The following is a 16,924-nucleotide window of genomic DNA, read 5'->3' on the forward strand; positions in this document are numbered from 1 at the left end:
CAATTTTTCCTGTGTAAAAGTATGGCACAATTTTAATCTGTAAGCGCTTATTTTAATCGCTTTTATGAGCATTTTACCAATATAACTAAAAAAGAACCAGCCCCTAATCCGGACTGGTTCCTGTATTTATACTTGATTCATTCCATGTAATAACCGTTAAGAAGAAGAAGGTGTACTTTGATTTCTTTTTAATCGCGTTTCAGTACATATTCTCCAGCATTGTTACGAGTTACAGTAGCGCCAAGTGCCTCTGCAACAGATTTGAAAGGAACATACAATGTGCCATATTCATCCGTGTATGGAGCTTGTGGCAACGTCAATGTGCTTCCTTCCAGTACAGCCTGCTTGGAGCCGCTTTTCAGCTTAATCGTTTTACCAGTAATATCATCAATTACAGTTGTTTGTTTGGCAGCTGCATCCCATTTTAGTTCTGAGCTCAATTCACCTGTCAGTTCACGCAGTGGGATGAAGGCCGTACCTCCACGATTCTCCAAAACGTAGTAATCGTCTTTAGGATCGAAAGTGGTTTCTACTTTTGTAATTTCCAAATCATTTTTTAAAATATTGTAGATCGGAGAATTTGCTTCAAAATTGCGCAGCGTCGCTCCCGGAGTTAATTCAGCTTGTGTATTCAAGTCAATAACGCCGTTAGAAAGATCTACTTTATCGGCTGTTACACTACCATTGACGTTCCAGGCTTGAGTCTCGGTCAGAATGGTAAAGGACTTCACCGGAAGATCGTCCACATCTGGCAACGCGACTGTCAAGTCTGTCAGCGCTTTGCGAACATTTCCTTTTTCATCAAAATACATGTCGTTTTTCAGCACCGTGTTGGCACTCAGGACTGTTTTGATTTCAGGTGCCTGTGCATACATAGTGCTGACTCCTACATCATACTGTGCCACAGCCAGGTCCAAATACTTTTTAACCTCAGTGTAAGCCTCGTTGACCAGCTTTTCTTTGTTTTCATTTAGTTCTGTTGTTACTTTATCACTACCCTCAATAGCTACGCCGGAAGCGATGGTTTTAGTCACATCAATAGCTTGGCCGATCAATTCTTTTAAGCCAGCTTCATCCTTGGCCAGATTTGTCAGGAACGGTTTTACCAATGCAACCAGTTCATCACCGCGCAGTTCTGTATGGAGACGGGTCAGTTTCACCTTGTCTTTTTCACCGTATACTTCTTCGGTTACAGATGTTGCAGAAATGGTCGAAGGGTTAGGAGCATGCTTAAGCATAAGTGCAGCGGCTGTTTTGGTCAGATCTCTCACGTCTTTGGAATATGCATAAGGATCAAACCCAGCAGGCAGACCGCTCAAACGCTCTTGCGAGTTCAGAGATATGTAATAAGGTTTTTTGGCACCTTCCAGGTGAATAGCCATACCTTGGCGATCCAAAGCAAGCTCAAATGGCAAATTATACTTATCAATGTGTAAAGTACCCTTGGCGGAAGCAACTTCCTCCGATTGTACCTTAGCTTCATCTACAGTCACCGAAATCGAATTAATCAAATCTACGATTTGTTGATCTCCTTGCGTAATTCCTTCTTTTGGAGTTAATTTAAGAGAAATTTTCTCCGTTGTCTGCTGGGATTTCACATCAAGTGTTCCCAATAAATTTTTACTTACATCAAATCCGCCTACTGCCTGGCAACCTGTCAAAGCTACCATTAACAGAATAAGAGGGACGGCAATCCATTTTTTTATGTTCATATTAATCCCCTTTCAAGATATTTCCGTTATCTCTTCTATTATCTCAGTGTTAACACGCATTGTAAATGAGTAGAATAGAAAATAGAACTAGTTATTTAGGATCAATTTTCAGCCTGAAGCATCCGGTAAGCCAGGAGTGCCATCTCCAGACAACGACGTTTGTCAGGGTCTGCCAAATTCCCCTCTACGATTTCATTAATTTTATCCAGTCGATTATAAAGAGTCTGCCTATGAATATACAAAACTCCGGCGGTATCACGCTTGGAGCCATGACATTGAAAGTAGGCATCCAGCGTATCCAGAAGCTGCATATGATGCTCACGATCATGCGCAATCAGCTCGCCCAAATGGTCCTGTACAAATTCTTGTAAAAAAGGAATGCGAGGCACTGCTTTCAACAATTGATAGATTCCGATGCTGTCGTAAAATAGCCGATCCTTCATGACCGGGACGCTTCGCGCGACTTCAATGACCTGATATGCCTCTTCAAAACTGCGGTCCGTCCCGGTCATGCGGTGCCTTACCTTACCAAAGCCTGCATGAATGCGCACTTTATCAAGCTGTCCTGCGGCATAGTTCTGAATATATTGGACCGTATGGGCCAGCACTTTTTTCATCTGCGCTTCGGAACGCAGCGTTAATTCCTCCTTGGCACAAAGGATGTAGCATTGACTTCCTTTCATCATCAACAGATTGTGCAACGCTTCTTTTTTCAACAGAGAACGAAGCAGCACTAATACATCCTGATTGATGGATTCCTTGCGCACCTGACTCGCGTCCTTGTCCTGATGCTCTACCTCGATGACTCCTGCCCAAAATAAATACCGACCCTTCGTTAACAATCGCAGTCCCATCCGGGTCTGGGCCTGTTCTTCATTGGGAAGCTGGCCGTTCAATACATCCTGAATCAGTTCATTTTGATTACGTAGCAATCGGTCTTCAAGAAACTGTGTTCTCAGTACTAATGTAGCGGCCGCCTTGGCTGTGTAATCAATGAGCAGCGACATTTCTTCCGTCGGCATTTCATTATGCAGTACCACACCTACAGCGGAAAACACCTGACCGAAGCATACAACAGGCTGAAACAAGACGGCAGTGGATTCATTCAGGTGAAACAGCAGGTGCCCTTCACGATCGGCAGTCATACTGGATTCCACTTCATTGGCATAAAAATCCGCAATATGGTCTGCCACATCCGGCTGGACGGAAGGCACGAATCGATTGGTATCAATGGAGGACATGTAGATGACCTGCCGGGCAGCGTAGTCATGAAGCACACGCAAGAGGGCGTTCATATCGGTGCTGCGTAGGGTTTCCTGCTGAAGCTGACGTGAAAATCGCTCCAGATCTTTTAATAGTTCATGATGTCGGTTAATAAGTAGGGAGTGAATATCTTGTGTAATTTCAACAAAACGCACCGGCTGTTCAAATACGATGACCGGGAAGTGATGCCGTTCCGCCAGCTCCAGTATTTCAGAGGGGATCTCATGGATGCTTGTGCCCAGCTCCACACATAATCCCGCGGCTTCCGAGCGGATCAGCTGCTCCATATACTCGGCGCGCTCTTCCCCCTTCCGGATTAACCACAGGCCGGTCGTCAAAATCAGGTCATGACGGCTCACAAAGGGGGATACATTGGTGATTTCTAGCACATGAACCCAACCCACACGGCGATCTACGCCATGTTCCCCCGCTGCCAGCTTCGCCCGCCGGAAAACAGGACGTTCCAGCACATCCGCAATGGTAAATGTTTTTTTACCTTTCATGGGCATTCTCCCTATGTGTATGTCTTTATGTCATTTTATATGACATATATTCATCAAAAAGTCGAGCCTTTAAGTCAGATAATCCGACAAAATGTATGATGCGAAGGAGTCGCACCCCTTGTAAACTGTACCTAATCTAACATGAATTGCATTTATGGGCTTGAGTCCATGTAACTAATCAGCAGACTGCTTACAAATGTTAGTACAATTTTCTAAGCTCGTTTGGTCGCATCCAACAGTAAACCATAGCAGGGGTAGCTGCCCTAAAACACGTTCAACAAACATTGATTCTGCAGCGTAGCTGCCCTAGAGAACATGATCAACAAACATTGATTCTGCAGCGTAGCTGCCCTAAAAACAATTATTTGCCGTTGGATAACAATTATTTTTAGGAGAGGTGAAACGAATGAGAATTGGGATTCCAAAAGAGATTAAAAACAATGAAAATCGTGTCGCTCTGACACCTGCGGGTGCTGCTCAAATGATTCAACACGGACATCAAGTGTTTGTAGAAAGCCATGCAGGGGTTGAAAGTGGCTATACAGACGGAGATTATGCCACTGCGGGTGCGATCCTTGTTCAGCAAGCGGCAGATGTGTGGTCCCAGGCGGATATGATTATCAAAGTAAAAGAGCCTCTCCCCTCTGAATACGGGTATTTTCGACCAGGTTTGATTTTGTTCACCTATCTGCATCTGGCTGCCGAGCCCGCACTGGCCCGGGCTTTAACAGACAACGGCGTGGCCGCCATTTCCTATGAAACGCTAAATGTGGAAGGAAGCCTACCGTTGCTTACCCCCATGAGCGAGGTTGCAGGCCGAATGGCTGTACAAATCGGAGCACAGCTGTTGGAAAAACCAAAAGGCGGTAAAGGCATCCTACTGGCAGGTGTGCCAGGGGTCAAACGCGGTAAAGTAACTATTATTGGTGGTGGGGTGGTCGGCACCAATGCTGCCAAGGTCGCTATCGGTCTCGGCGCAGATGTTACATTGATCGATCTAAGCCTGCAAAGATTGCGCCAACTGGACGATATTTTTGGCAATCAGCTCCATACGCTGGTGTCCACCCCGTCCAACATTGCGGAAGCCGTGGCGCAAAGTGATTTGCTGATCGGTGCTGTCCTGATCACTGGTGCCAAAGCCCCGCGGCTCGTAACAGAGGCCATGGTGCAGACAATGCAACCCGGTTCAGTGATCGTCGATGTCGCCATTGACCAAGGTGGCATTGTTGAGACGATTGACCACATCACGACACATGATCAGCCAACCTATGTAAAGCATGGCGTCATTCACTATGCAGTAGCGAACATGCCTGGCGCAGTACCACAAACCTCCACGCTCGCTCTGACGAACGCGACGCTCCCCTTTGCTCTCCAACTTGCGGATCTCGGTGTGCAAGAGGCACTTCGCAGAAGCAAGCCGCTGCTTAGCGGTACCAATGTCCTGAACGGACATATCACCTACGAAGCAGTCGCCCGTGATCTGGGGTATCCTTATGTTCCTGTGGAACAGGCATGGCAGACCAAAACCCTACAATAGAAAAGAAGCAGCACAAAGAACCATACACTTTTCCCAGTAAGGATTAAAGTGTATGGTTCTTTGTATGCTGCATCTACCAAACATAGCCGCATTTTAGACGGCTTCTGACGAAAGGAACGTTTGGAGACGGCGATAAATATCCGTGATTTCTTCCAGCGACATGCGCACCAGTCCACTAGACGAAGGTGCCACAAATTCATGCATTTCGGGGATTAGCGGTTCAGGCTGAAATCCCCAATCCGCTTTGGATTTTTTACTATATTCGGTGTACACGCCTTTGCCGACAAAGCAAGCGACCTTGGGGCGGTATTCCATTAGCTTCGCATGCAGCTTCAGACGTCCTTCGGCGTATTCCTCACGGGTAATGTCCTCCACTCCTCTGGTAGGACGGGAGACAATGTTGGTAAAACCGAAACCCAGCTTTAGCAGCTCCCGATCTTCCGATGGATCGTATAAGCGAGGGGTCAAGCCAGCCCCCTCCAGTATGCGCCAAAAGCGGTTGCGCGGATTAGCGTAATGATGTCCTACCTCGCCGGATTTCAGACTGGGATTAAAGCCGATAAATACAACGGATAATCCATAGTCGAGATGATCATCTACCTCGTGTAGTTCTGTCTCTGGTTCTGTCATCGGGCCCCTCCTTCCTCAAACCATTTCCAGCGGCTGCTTCCTCGTTGGCGGAGGAAAAGCCTCGTCTATTTGTTGAAGTTGTTCAGGGGTGAGCCGAATGCTTGCTGCCGCTGCATTTTCTCGTACATGCGATTCTTGTACCGCCTTGGGAATTGCCCACACATCACCGTCCCGTATAACCCATGCGAGTGCGATTTGCGATGGAGTTACTCCGTGGCTGGCAGCAATGTCTACCATAATGGGATGCTCCAGTAGTCCTCGTCGCAGGCGTCCACCTTGGGCAATCGGGCAATAGGCCATTACAGGCACCCCATGCGTACGGCTCCAAGGAAGCAGATCATATTCGATACCTCGCGAAGCCGCGTGATACAGCACTTGGTTGACAGCACAGGCTTTGCCATTACTCAGGCTCCAAAGCTCCTCCATATCGGATTTGTCGAGATTGGACACGCCCCAGTTGCGGATTTTGCCTTGCTCACGCAGTTTTTCCATACCTTGTATTGTCTCTTCTAGTGGAATATTCCCGCGCCAATGCAGCAGATACATGTCCACGTATTCGGTTCCCATTCGGGTTAGGCTCGCTTCGCAGGCTTGAGCCAATCCTTGACGGCCCGCATGATGAGGGTAGGCTTTGCTGACAAGATACACATCGTCCCGGCGGCCTCGAATGGCCTCCCCGACGATCTCTTCTGCGCCGCCCTCCGCATACATTTCAGCCGTGTCTACTAGCGTCATCCCCAGCTCGAAGCCAAGTTGAAGCGCACGCACCTCCTCCTGGCGAAGGGAGGCTTTTTCGCCCATATACCACGTGCCCTGCCCAATGAGTGGTACTTCACGACCGTCCGTCCATGTAATCGCACTTCTCTTATGTTGACTCAACTACATTCCCTCCTTAGGAGCCTGGTGTCACAGGCTTGTCAAATACATGACTCTGCGTCCAGTGCTGACCACCATCCGAGGTGGTATATAGGATCGGGGCCTGCTCTGAATCCGAGAAAATAGCCCAGCCTTCCTTGGCATTGGCCATCCCGATTTGCTGACCGCCATAACCATCAAAGCCTTGTTTGCCATTGTTCCACGTCTTGCCTCCGTCATTGGTCCAACCAATCGTATTAGGCTTGTCACACGGTGCACAGTACCCACCCATCAAAGCGGTACTGCTGTTAACCGCATAGAGCATGCCTGGTGCCGTCCCTTCATTTTTGGTAACCTGATTGTCTTGCTGGCTAACACCTGGTGCAGGACCGCCGCCGGCAGTAGAATTCGCCAGTACAGTACGCCAGCTTTGTCCGCTATCAGCCGTATGCCAAAGCGAATACGACGTCTGATTCATCCCTGTATCTCCAACCAGCTCAATCCATGCGTTGCCCCGTTCTACCGATCGAATAGTTACTCCGTTCAGAGGCCCCTCGGTTGTCCGCGACATGACAGGAGTCCAATTTTGGCCCCCGTTAACGGTGTGCAAAATCTGGATCGAGCGATCTGTTTTCTGGGTTACTGCCCAGCCGTTTTGCCGATCATGATAATATGGCTGTCCTACCATGTGGCTAGGCACAGGGAGCGAAGACCAGCGTTGTCCACCATCCTTGGTATATTGGTTGCCACTAAATCCTTCCTTGGATGATACAAAGTGTAAAAAGCCCGCTTGTCCTTGCTCAGGTACAGTCCCGACAGCTTCCCAAAGCTTGCCGCCATCGTGAGTTGCCAGCAGTGAACCACTATCTTCCATAACAGCCCAGGCCTGCTCTCCATTCAAGGCAAAAATCTGTTGAACCGTACCTTTGCCTTGATACTGCACATTCCAAGCTGAACCGACTGAACCGGATGGAGCCGCGTCTGTTCGGGCAATCCATCCATTACCGCCGATCCAGCCGGATTGACCGTCGATTAATCGCAGCGCGGTAATATTGTCCATGCGGACGTTCGCTATACTAGCATCTGTCTTCGTTTGCCCTCCTGTCTCCACTGCTTTGTCAGTGCTGGACGGGGATGTGCTGCTTTTGCCGTCAGAAGCAGTCTGCTGTTCCGGTGTATCTACAGTGGCTCCCGAATCATTGACTTGTGTCGATGCAGAATCTTTTGGTTTATTCTGAGCCGTTTGTCCTGTTTGTGATCCTGTTTCACAACCTGCTGCTACTATGGCTACGGCGAGTAAAAGCACCCAAACCGATGTTTTTTTCTTCATTTTTGTTCATCCCCTTAAGTTGTTGATATACTTGCTGCGCGGGTATTGTATTCACAGCAAAGCATATTCTATGTATTACCCTGCTGTATTGGTTTCACTCTTGCGGTGAATATACGATACTGACTGTATTCGAATCGTTATAGGATTACGAGTTTACAGGAACAAAGCCGCCTTTTTCAATGGCCTGAGTTCCTGCTTCGCTTTGCAGCCATTCGAGTAATCGTTGCATCGAAGCACGTGGCTTTTCGCCTTCGCGTGTAACTACAAACAGTTGGGCTGTGAATGGATATTGTTTCGAACGAATGTGTTCTTTGTCGGGCTCCACTCCATTAATAGATAAAAATTTGACCTCTTGACGATTATGCATCACATTTGCGAAATAATAAAATGAATAACCGAGCGCGTTGTGATCCTTGTCAAAATCAGCAATTGCATTAATCATCTCACCCATTATACCAATTCGGAGTTCCCGAGGCGGTTCAGCCATGTCCTGACCTTTCATCACTTTCTTCTGCATATATGTTTGGCTTCCTGAGTTTTCCTCCCGCTGATAAGCAACGATCGGCTGATTCTTGCCCCCTACTTCACGCCAGTTACGAATAGATCCTTCATATATGCTGCGCACCTGCTCCGAAGAAAGTCCGTTAACCGGATTGCCTTTATGAACGAGAAAAATAAACGCATCCCACCCGATAGGTGTAAGCTTCATTTGAATTCCCCGACTTTTCGCCAGGCGCAATTCCTCATCGGATGGACCCGCCACCAGTATCAGATCCGCCTTCTTTTCAATCAGATTGACATAAGCCTGATGCGTTGTGTTGAATCTCAGCTCGTGAGCCGCACGAACCTTGTTCATTCCGGTCAATTCATGCAGCATATCCTGTGCGAATGGAATGGCCGCTGTAGCGCCATCTACTACCGGAAAATCCCTCTCCGCAATGTACGGACGCTGAGGAAGCATGAGCGTAATCGTCAGCACAATGATGAGCGCAGCAGATATTGCAGCTACAACCCATTGCCATCTATGGTCCACCTTTCCGTGCTGGTCGGTCACCGCTGGATAGCGATCTACCCCAACACCGACTACCATGCCAGCTATGGGCAGCAGTGCGGTCAGCAGAAACCAGATTCCACCGAGCTGTGTATATGACCCCAATACTTCCAGTATAGGTTCCGCCCAAGCGTGATAGAGTGAAAAAAGCTCCCACGCTCCTCCAGATACTTCAGCAAGTTGGCCGCCAGATCCTCGTAGTCCTATAATCCACAACCACAGCCCGCATAATAAGGATGCTAGCCCAGTCAGCATCAGCAGAAGCTTATGCATATTGGACATATGCGCACTCAAAGCACCATAAGCTGCAAAAATGAGACCGACCAGCCATACATATAGCAGCAATATTACAACCACGGTTATATCCGTCACACCTTCATGCCTCAGCAAATACTGCACTTGAGGTGCTACAACCATACTCCAAATAATATTAAACATGACTGAAAACAATCCAAACATAAACGTACCGACCAGCCATGGCCAAAACCATGCTATCCGCACAGAATTGCCCTCTTTCGGCTTGCTTATAACTTCCTTTGGTTCAGACATGTACATCCCCCTATATCTTATAAATGAAATGAGTCTGTAAGCTATTGCTTCTTCATTGTACAATTATGGTAAAGATTAGTATACGAAAGGGTAGTAAAAATGACAAAAAGGCCTCCCCTACAGGATAGGCCTCTTTGGTATCGAATCTTCTCTATATCGCTCTGGCATGGATTAAAAAACGATGCTGCTTCACGTCCCAATAACCATCACGTTTAATATCCAAATACAGACTATACAGCTGTTCTATATATTTCTCTGGCTGGAAGTCTGCAATCTGCCATTCAATAACTTTTAAGTAATAGACAATCGCTCCAATATCGTAAAAGCGCTGGATCGGAAACTGTTCCCGCTGCTCTACGATTTCAAAACCATTACTTTTCAAACCTGCAATTGCTTGAGGAAGAGTCCAGTCCGCATACACGTAATCAGGTGCTCCCAAGCGGGCGTTAAGGCCTGCACAATCCAAGCCTCCTGCCTGTTGAGTCAAAAACGTACCTCCTGAACGCAAAATACGGTGCACTTCCGCTGGCGAAAATGACTCATGCTTGTTCAGCACAAGGTCGAACCCAGCATCGTCAAACGGAAGGGAATCGTCATCATGAATAGCCATCACGCGTACACCCAGCGGCTCCAATCTTTGCTTGGCGATAGGTACGTTCGGTGCATATGCCTCTGTCGCACATATGATCTCTGGAAAAGGGCACAACTGCGACAAGAACTCTCCCCCGCCTGTTCCCATATCCAGCATCGCCTTCGAGGCATGCATCAACGCCAAAGCCTTGCTGGCATAAGACCAGTCCAAAGGTTCGCTCGCCACTCGTCCCGTGTCCGAAATGAATGAAAAATCCCATCCGGAAAATGACTGTTTATGATGATCCAACAACTGTAGAAATTCACGATCTTCTGTATATTTCATATTTTTTTGCTCCTCCACTATTGGACTGTACAATATTGAACTCTTCTCTCTGTATGTTCTACGTTGTATCACTCTGGTCTCTATTTATGTCCGTTCTAATGTGGAGGAGCTCTTGCCCGTCGATGAGGTTGTTATATGTCGTGTCCGAACCATCCCATGTTCATCTACCTCCGTCCATATTCCCTCTAAACCAGATACTGTCCCTCGTAGGAGCTTAAGGAACTGCCGGTAATGCCTTGGCAAGCTCCGGTGTCATATCGTTCGGAGTAAAATAGTAATAGCGTGTATGGGGATCTGAACTAAATAAAGGTTTGATCTTGACTTGAACCAAGTAAGTGCCTTTCGCCATATCTGGAGTATAGCTATTAGATCTACGCTTTTCCAGTACAGTGCTCCACAGCTTCGGATCTTCAATCGTTATTGCTTTGTGCTTTTGTTGAATGCTTCTAAATATTTTATAGTCTTCAATATATTGATTGGGTTGATAAGGCTCCATTTCCTGAGAAATAATAGGAACAGCCCGTATCGAAAAAATATCCTTGGAATCAATGATGACCTTATCCGCATACCCTTTTTGCTCTAGCCAATCTGTAAGCTTGTGATATGAAGCCGGCCAATTAAATGAAATTTCACGATGCCAGCTCGGTTCGTTATTGGTAGAGGATGACTCTTTATTTGTAATAGAAACATTCCCCAGAGGGTATCGATGTGATTGCATTTCGCTATAACTCATATTTAATACTTCTTCTCTGAGTACAGCTTCAAATTCACGAGTTTCTTTGGGATTGGTTAAAACCACTCGTCTTTCATTATCATCTACGGATTCGATATTGATCGTCTCTGCTTTTCCTTGCAGCTTATCCAGCTTGTATCTCACCGTTTTATAAGGCTCTGCTTCCATCACTTTAGTCAGTTCTGTCCGGAAAGGCTTCTCCGGGAATGTATAGCGGCGAGTCATGGTGGAACCATCATCCAAACGGTAGACTATGAATGCCGATTCGACGGCCAGGTTTTTGGACAACATTTTCTCGCCAGCTGCATGTGCACGTACGAGTTCTCGATGTAAATTCAGTACAGAGGCGATATAGGCCCTATCTTGGGAGTAATAAGCTTCTTTTTCTGCATCTCCCCCTAGAGGCTCCTCTTGCCCGACATAGACTTTTTCTACGGAGTGTGCTGTTGGAATCCGTCCCTCATAACCCAACCAACCTGAAATCGGGATATACAGTACCAGCCCCATGATCACACCGTAAACGACCATTTCCACCAAAGCACGAACACGCACAATTTGCCACGTCTTGCGGACGACCATTTCTACAACGATATAGCCTAAAATAGCTCCAAGTGCATACCCGAAAATCGACCAATTAGCTCCTCTTGTACCTGCATTATAAAAATAATCGCCTAGTACAAGCATGGCGCATAGTATAACCCCTGCCTTGAACAAAGGTTGAAAGAAAGAAAACGCTATAGCCTGAGTCGCCTTTTCGACCAAGCGTTTACGATACAAACCATAACTCAAGGCGACAAACAGCACAGAGATACCTAGATAGGCGAGTAGCTCCATGTAAGAAAAGGCGCGCTGTGGCAAGTTGTCCATAATGCGTACAAACGGCGATAAGTTTTCCCAAACATTATTATTGCTGCGAAACTCCGAGCCATTAATATATTGAACAATGGTTTCTCGCACCCGCACATATCCGTATAAATTACGTTCCAGAAAACGCCCTATCATCATGAATAGAAACTGAGGCAATAGCAGCAAAACATACACTACTACGGTCTGTAGCAACGATTGTCCCACACAAATCCCTACAAACACAGTAAAAGTAAACAAGAAAATCGTAAGGACGGACACAACCAAAGCCCACGATCCAACGTCATTAATTTGAAAAATATAAGGCAGTTCGACTGACGTGTTAACCCAAGCAGTTACTCCCGCAGTCAGCCATACAGGTACAAGTAAAAGAACAAGACCGCTAATTAAATGTGACGTTAATAGATGCTCTCTACGCAAAGGTAGGCTATGATACAAATCGGATGGCCCCTGTCGCTGAACAAAACGAAGCAGCATCACACCTGCCAGCACGGGTACGGTCATTAAAATTAATTTTTGCAATTCATTACCCGAGTTTGTGCTATCGAACAAGCTTTTTAAAACCACTCGCGGTTGTTCATCACCAGTGCTCATAAACAATGGCAGCGGTACTGTAAACAGCAATCCTGCCAAGTACAATAGACCGATCCAGCCATGCTGTCTCAGGCATTGGCGAATTACGCCGCCGCTACAGAAGAATCGGTTGGATGTCATAACCTGCGTCCTCCATTTCATAAATGAAAATTTCTTCAAGCGTCAACGGCAGCAAATCGAACACATGCGGCTCATACGCTTCAATCGTTTCTGCAATCCGCTCTCGCTCACCCCGGATGATAAGCAGCAGAACACTGCCCCTCCGCTCCTTATGTACAACCGAAAGTTGGCCACAGACAGCTTCCTCATGCATGCTGTCCCGAAAGGCAACCTGCACCTTATGCGTATCGGATTTAAGGTCATCCACCTCTTTTTCCAACAGCATCCGACCTTGGTGCATAATGCCGACATGATCACACATGTCTTCAATCTCACGCAAATTATGAGATGAGATCACGACGGTCATCTCACGTGCTGCGGTTTCCTGGAACAAGAGATTTTTGATCATTCTACGCATCACGGGGTCCAGACCATCAATGGGTTCATCCAAAACCAGCAGTTCTGGCATGCAGCTCAAGGCAAGCAAAAAAGCGGCTTGGCGCTTCATCCCCTTGGAAAAACGGTGAAGTTTGCGCTTCGGGTCCAGCTTGAAAATCTCCGTAAGCTGTGTGTAGCGTTCTTCACTCCAACTTGGATAAATGGAGCGGTAAAACCGGGCCATCTGACGAATTGTCGCTTGCGGGAAAAAATAAGGGGTATCCGGCAAAAACAGAATGTGCTGCTTGACTGCAGGCTGCTCATACACCGGCTGTCCACCGATTAGCACCTTACCAGTATCCGGCCGGTAAATCCCGGCAATGATTTTGAGCAAGGTCGTTTTCCCTGCCCCGTTCGAGCCCAGCAGTCCAAAAATGGAGCCCTTCTTTACCGTCAGGGCGAGCTGATCGACAGCCTTTTCTTCCGTAAATGTCTTTGTGACTTCCCTTAATTCAATCAAGGGACACCCCCCTTTCCTTTGTTTGCATAGCTTCCACGTATATGTCGTCCACTTCCTGCTGTGTAAAACCGAAATGGACAGCTTCGATCATCAGTTTTAACAATGCCGCCCGAATCTCATCCCGCTTTATTTGTTGCGGCTGCTGCTGGGTAGGCGTGACAAAGCTGCCTTTGCCCTGGACGGAATAAATATATCCTTCGCGTTCCAGCTCGCGATACGCTTTCTGAATCGTATTCGGATTCACCGTAAGTTGAGCGGACAATGCCCGTACAGAAGGCAATTGCTCATCCGGCTGAAGCGATCCGTACACGATCATTTCCTTAACCTTCTCCATAAGCTGTTCGTAGATCGGCTTACGGCTGCGGATATCCAGCTCGAACATGGACTTCCTCCTTTCAACACTGGCTCAAATTCATGTATACATGTTCAACTGTTCTAACTGTACTATCATTAATAGTACAGTTAGAACAGTTTGTCAATCTTTTCTTTGGACATTTCTTACAAAAAATAGCCGCGATGCAGAATGCATCACGGCTATTTCTTTTTAGCCTTCCTTTGAATCATAAGGCTGATCACGGCTTATATTCGCAAGTGTGTGCCCTTCCGGCAGTTTTAGATCCAGTTGGAACCGGAATGTTGCTCCTCTGGCCTCGTCACTATCTACACCAATGGAACCCCCCATTAGCTTGACCAGGTTTTTGCAGATGGACAAGCCAAGACCTGTCCCTCCATATTTCCGGTTCAGTGCCGGATGAAGCTGGGAAAAAGGCTGAAACAACAAATGCTGACGGTCTGCCGGGATGCCGATTCCAGTATCCGTTACACTAAACTCAATCAGGCATTTCTTTTTACGGCGGCTGTAAGCCTTTCTCTCCACAAAAATATTTACACGCCCTCGCTCCGTAAATTTGATCGCATTGCTCACCAAGTTCACCAATATCTGTCGGATACGCACATGATCACCGACTAGCATCCCTGGCATTTCCTGATCTATATGCCATTCTAGCTGGATGCCTTTTTCCATAGCCTGCGTCATAAATAGGTCCGCTACACTGCCAACCACATCCTCCAGCACAAAAGACTCATGCAGCAACGACATTTTGCCAGCTTCGATTTTGCTCAAATCCAGTATCTCATTCAATATCTGCATCAAAGCGTTGCTACTGCTGGTAATAATATCGATATAGCTACGCTGCTCCTCATCTAATTCCGTGTCTGCCAGTAATCCTGCCATGCCTATAATGCCGTTCATCGGTGTACGAAGCTCATGACTCATCACAGAAAGGAATTCTGACTTGGCTCGATCGGCGCGTTCGGCAGACTCCTTGGCCCGAATAATCTCCTTTTCATTCGTCCTGTCTACAAATACCATCACCGCTCCTTTTCGTTCGCCGTTATCCATCAAAGGGCTGATTCGATAGGAGGCCAGAAAACTGGACCCGTCTTTTTTCCAAAATACAGCTTCCTCTGCCTGATAAGAAGCGCCGCTGCGAATCGCTTGGAGAATAGAAGCCTGCTCGTCCGGAAAATGGCTGCCTATTTCGTCAGCATGGCGAATGACGTCTATACATGAACCGTTCAGCGGGTTGGCTGATCCTATGCCGAACATCTCAACAGCTGCCGGGTTCATAAAGCGGACATGTCCTTCGGTATTCAAACCCACAATTCCTTCGGATACTGCATTCAAAATCAGCGAATGCTCGTTACTGAGCTTTTCAATCTGAGCAATGTAGTTTTTAAGAGGGGTAACATTCTCTATAATCCCGTAACAGCCTACAATTTCTTCTTGCACGAAAATCGGGATATTCGTCATCTTGATGAATAGACGCTCCCCCTCCTTATGTATGAATTCCGATTCATAGGTTTGTGTCTCCCCCTGTTTGGCCATTTCGATATGTCGTTTGATTTTGTCCTGTTCCTCAGAGGAAGCCATGACAAGTATTTCAGCTCCAAGCAGCTCATCCCTCGTATAACCCGTAAGCTTCTCCAAACTCGGATTCACGCTCAAAATATGACCTTCCATATTCATGGCGCATATCCCGAGTGGATTATGCTGAAATAGTGACTTATAACGGTTTTCACTTTCACGAAGACGTTGCTCGATTTCCCGGTGCTCGGTAACATCCTGTATCATCCCGACTACTTGAACAGGCTTGCCTGCATGCTCGTCCATCTCAGCTTCCCAGATCGAGCGCAGTACCTTCTGTTCCCCATTGGGCAATACAATCCGGTAAAAGGTTTCTTCGTGAATTCCCTTTAAGATCACGTTGTTGATAATTTGCTTCATCCGTTCAGTATCTTCGGGATGAACTGCCTTCATGAAAGCGTCAATACTTGTTTCAACCGGCTTGACACGATAGCCAAATATGCTGCGAAATTCCTTGGAAAAATGCATAACATTGTTGACCAGATCCCAGTCCCATGAGCCGAACATCGCCAACTGTTGAGCTTTTGCCAGGTTCTCCTCGCTCTTCTGGCGCTCTGTGATATTTCGTCCGATGGATAGAACTCGCTTGATCTTGCCCTGTTCATCCCGAATAATACGGTACGATACTTCCAGCCACAAATAATGCCCGTCCTTATGACGTACACGCCGCTTCATGATGCCTGTTTCCTTGAACATTCCATGTACACGCATGTAATCGGCATCTTCGATATGGTAAAATTGAAGCCGTTTTTTGCCGAGCATTTCCTGCTTCGTATAGCCAAGGAGTTTTTCCACCGAAGGAGAAATATATTGAAGTATGCCGTCTGCCGTGCTGTAAGAGATGACATCCGGCGTATTTTCGGTAATCAACATGTACAAATCCTCATTGTCCGAAAGTACCTGCTCCATGTCCTTTTTCTCCGTGACATCCATTGCATACGCAATCAAATAAGATTGTTCGGTAGCCTCATCATCAAATATGGTTAATTCCAGCGATAGCCAGACAGTTGTTCCCCGTTTATGCTTTAAACGCAGCTCTGTCTTGTAGACTTGATCCGTAGCCTTTAGCCAACCTGCATAGGCCTCCCTCAGCCCTTGCTGATCCTGAGCCTCATTATACAAGAGATGGTAATATCGTATATCCAGTAATTCCTCCTGCTCATATCCGACCATTTTGCAAAAGGCGGGATTGACATAAAGACACTTCCCCTCCCTCGACAAAATCACGATTCCTGTCGGGGCATGATTATACATATGTTCCAGCAAAGGCAGTCGTTGAGCAGCAGAAAACAAATGAATCTCCTCCTCTATATGAAAGACATTAAAACATGTATGCACAAAAGATTGCCGATGCAGGTTCATCGGCAATCTCTAGATTATTTTTTTATACCACCCGGCTAAGAAAATGACGCAAAAATCGCTCAGCAGTGAGTTGCGATTGCCTTCTCTACCGAGATGTTGCC

12 protein-coding genes are annotated in these 16,924 nt (G+C 46.9%); 1 reads left to right on the forward strand and 11 read right to left on the reverse strand.

What is annotated here, in order from left to right; all coding sequences use genetic code 11:
* Nucleotides 1-188: 188 nt before the first annotated feature.
* Nucleotides 189-1,712 carry a copper amine oxidase N-terminal domain-containing protein gene (locus tag ACXHJ1_RS01400; protein ID WP_102998646.1) on the reverse strand — a complete coding sequence of 508 codons (1,524 nt, stop codon included), beginning with the start codon at nucleotides 1,710-1,712 and terminating at the stop codon, nucleotides 189-191.
* A 101-nt stretch (nucleotides 1,713-1,813) separates the two neighbouring features.
* Nucleotides 1,814-3,478 carry a PucR family transcriptional regulator gene (locus ACXHJ1_RS01405; RefSeq protein WP_107734091.1) on the reverse strand — a complete coding sequence of 555 codons (1,665 nt, stop codon included), beginning with the start codon at nucleotides 3,476-3,478 and terminating at the stop codon, nucleotides 1,814-1,816.
* A gap of 406 nt (nucleotides 3,479-3,884) precedes the next feature.
* Between ACXHJ1_RS01405 and ald the strand changes: the two genes are divergently transcribed.
* Nucleotides 3,885-5,015, forward strand: coding sequence for an alanine dehydrogenase (gene ald, locus ACXHJ1_RS01410; protein ID WP_107734092.1), 1,131 nt, complete (start codon nucleotides 3,885-3,887; stop codon nucleotides 5,013-5,015).
* 93 nt (nucleotides 5,016-5,108) lie between these two features.
* Here the strand turns inward: ald and ACXHJ1_RS01415 are convergent, their stop codons facing one another.
* The 9 genes from ACXHJ1_RS01415 to ACXHJ1_RS01455 form a co-directional block, all read right to left on the reverse strand.
* Nucleotides 5,109-5,645: a mismatch-specific DNA-glycosylase gene (locus ACXHJ1_RS01415; RefSeq protein ID WP_016821389.1), complete on the reverse strand. Its 537-nt coding sequence runs from the start codon at nucleotides 5,643-5,645 to the stop codon at nucleotides 5,109-5,111.
* A gap of 15 nt (nucleotides 5,646-5,660) precedes the next feature.
* Nucleotides 5,661-6,524: an aldo/keto reductase gene (locus tag ACXHJ1_RS01420; protein WP_457905458.1), complete on the reverse strand. Its 864-nt coding sequence runs from the start codon at nucleotides 6,522-6,524 to the stop codon at nucleotides 5,661-5,663.
* A gap of 13 nt (nucleotides 6,525-6,537) precedes the next feature.
* Nucleotides 6,538-7,830: a WD40/YVTN/BNR-like repeat-containing protein gene (locus ACXHJ1_RS01425; RefSeq protein ID WP_447249868.1), complete on the reverse strand. Its 1,293-nt coding sequence runs from the start codon at nucleotides 7,828-7,830 to the stop codon at nucleotides 6,538-6,540.
* 145 nt (nucleotides 7,831-7,975) lie between these two features.
* Complete coding sequence (locus tag ACXHJ1_RS01430) at nucleotides 7,976-9,430, reverse strand: PstS family phosphate ABC transporter substrate-binding protein (protein WP_017426357.1); 1,455 nt, start codon at nucleotides 9,428-9,430, stop codon at nucleotides 7,976-7,978.
* Nucleotides 9,431-9,581: 151 nt separating this feature from the next.
* Nucleotides 9,582-10,346, reverse strand: a complete 765-nt coding sequence (locus ACXHJ1_RS01435) for a class I SAM-dependent methyltransferase (protein ID WP_107734096.1) — start codon at nucleotides 10,344-10,346, stop codon at nucleotides 9,582-9,584.
* 214 nt (nucleotides 10,347-10,560) lie between these two features.
* Nucleotides 10,561-12,657 carry a DUF6449 domain-containing protein gene (locus ACXHJ1_RS01440; protein ID WP_025364177.1) on the reverse strand — a complete coding sequence of 699 codons (2,097 nt, stop codon included), beginning with the start codon at nucleotides 12,655-12,657 and terminating at the stop codon, nucleotides 10,561-10,563.
* Complete coding sequence (locus ACXHJ1_RS01445; RefSeq protein ID WP_250248962.1) at nucleotides 12,632-13,534, reverse strand: ABC transporter ATP-binding protein; 903 nt, start codon at nucleotides 13,532-13,534, stop codon at nucleotides 12,632-12,634. The genes ACXHJ1_RS01440 and ACXHJ1_RS01445 overlap by 26 nt, the downstream gene beginning before the upstream one ends.
* Nucleotides 13,527-13,916 carry a GntR family transcriptional regulator gene (locus ACXHJ1_RS01450; protein ID WP_107734097.1) on the reverse strand — a complete coding sequence of 130 codons (390 nt, stop codon included), beginning with the start codon at nucleotides 13,914-13,916 and terminating at the stop codon, nucleotides 13,527-13,529. Before ACXHJ1_RS01450 ends, ACXHJ1_RS01445 begins: the two co-directional genes overlap by 8 nt.
* 162 nt (nucleotides 13,917-14,078) lie before the next feature.
* Nucleotides 14,079-16,754 (reverse strand): PAS domain S-box protein, encoded by a 2,676-nt coding sequence (locus ACXHJ1_RS01455; protein WP_016821397.1) that lies wholly within the window; start codon nucleotides 16,752-16,754, stop codon nucleotides 14,079-14,081.
* Between the last annotated feature and the right edge of the window lie 170 nt (nucleotides 16,755-16,924).

This window comes from Paenibacillus sp. ALE2 (assembly GCF_054113385.1).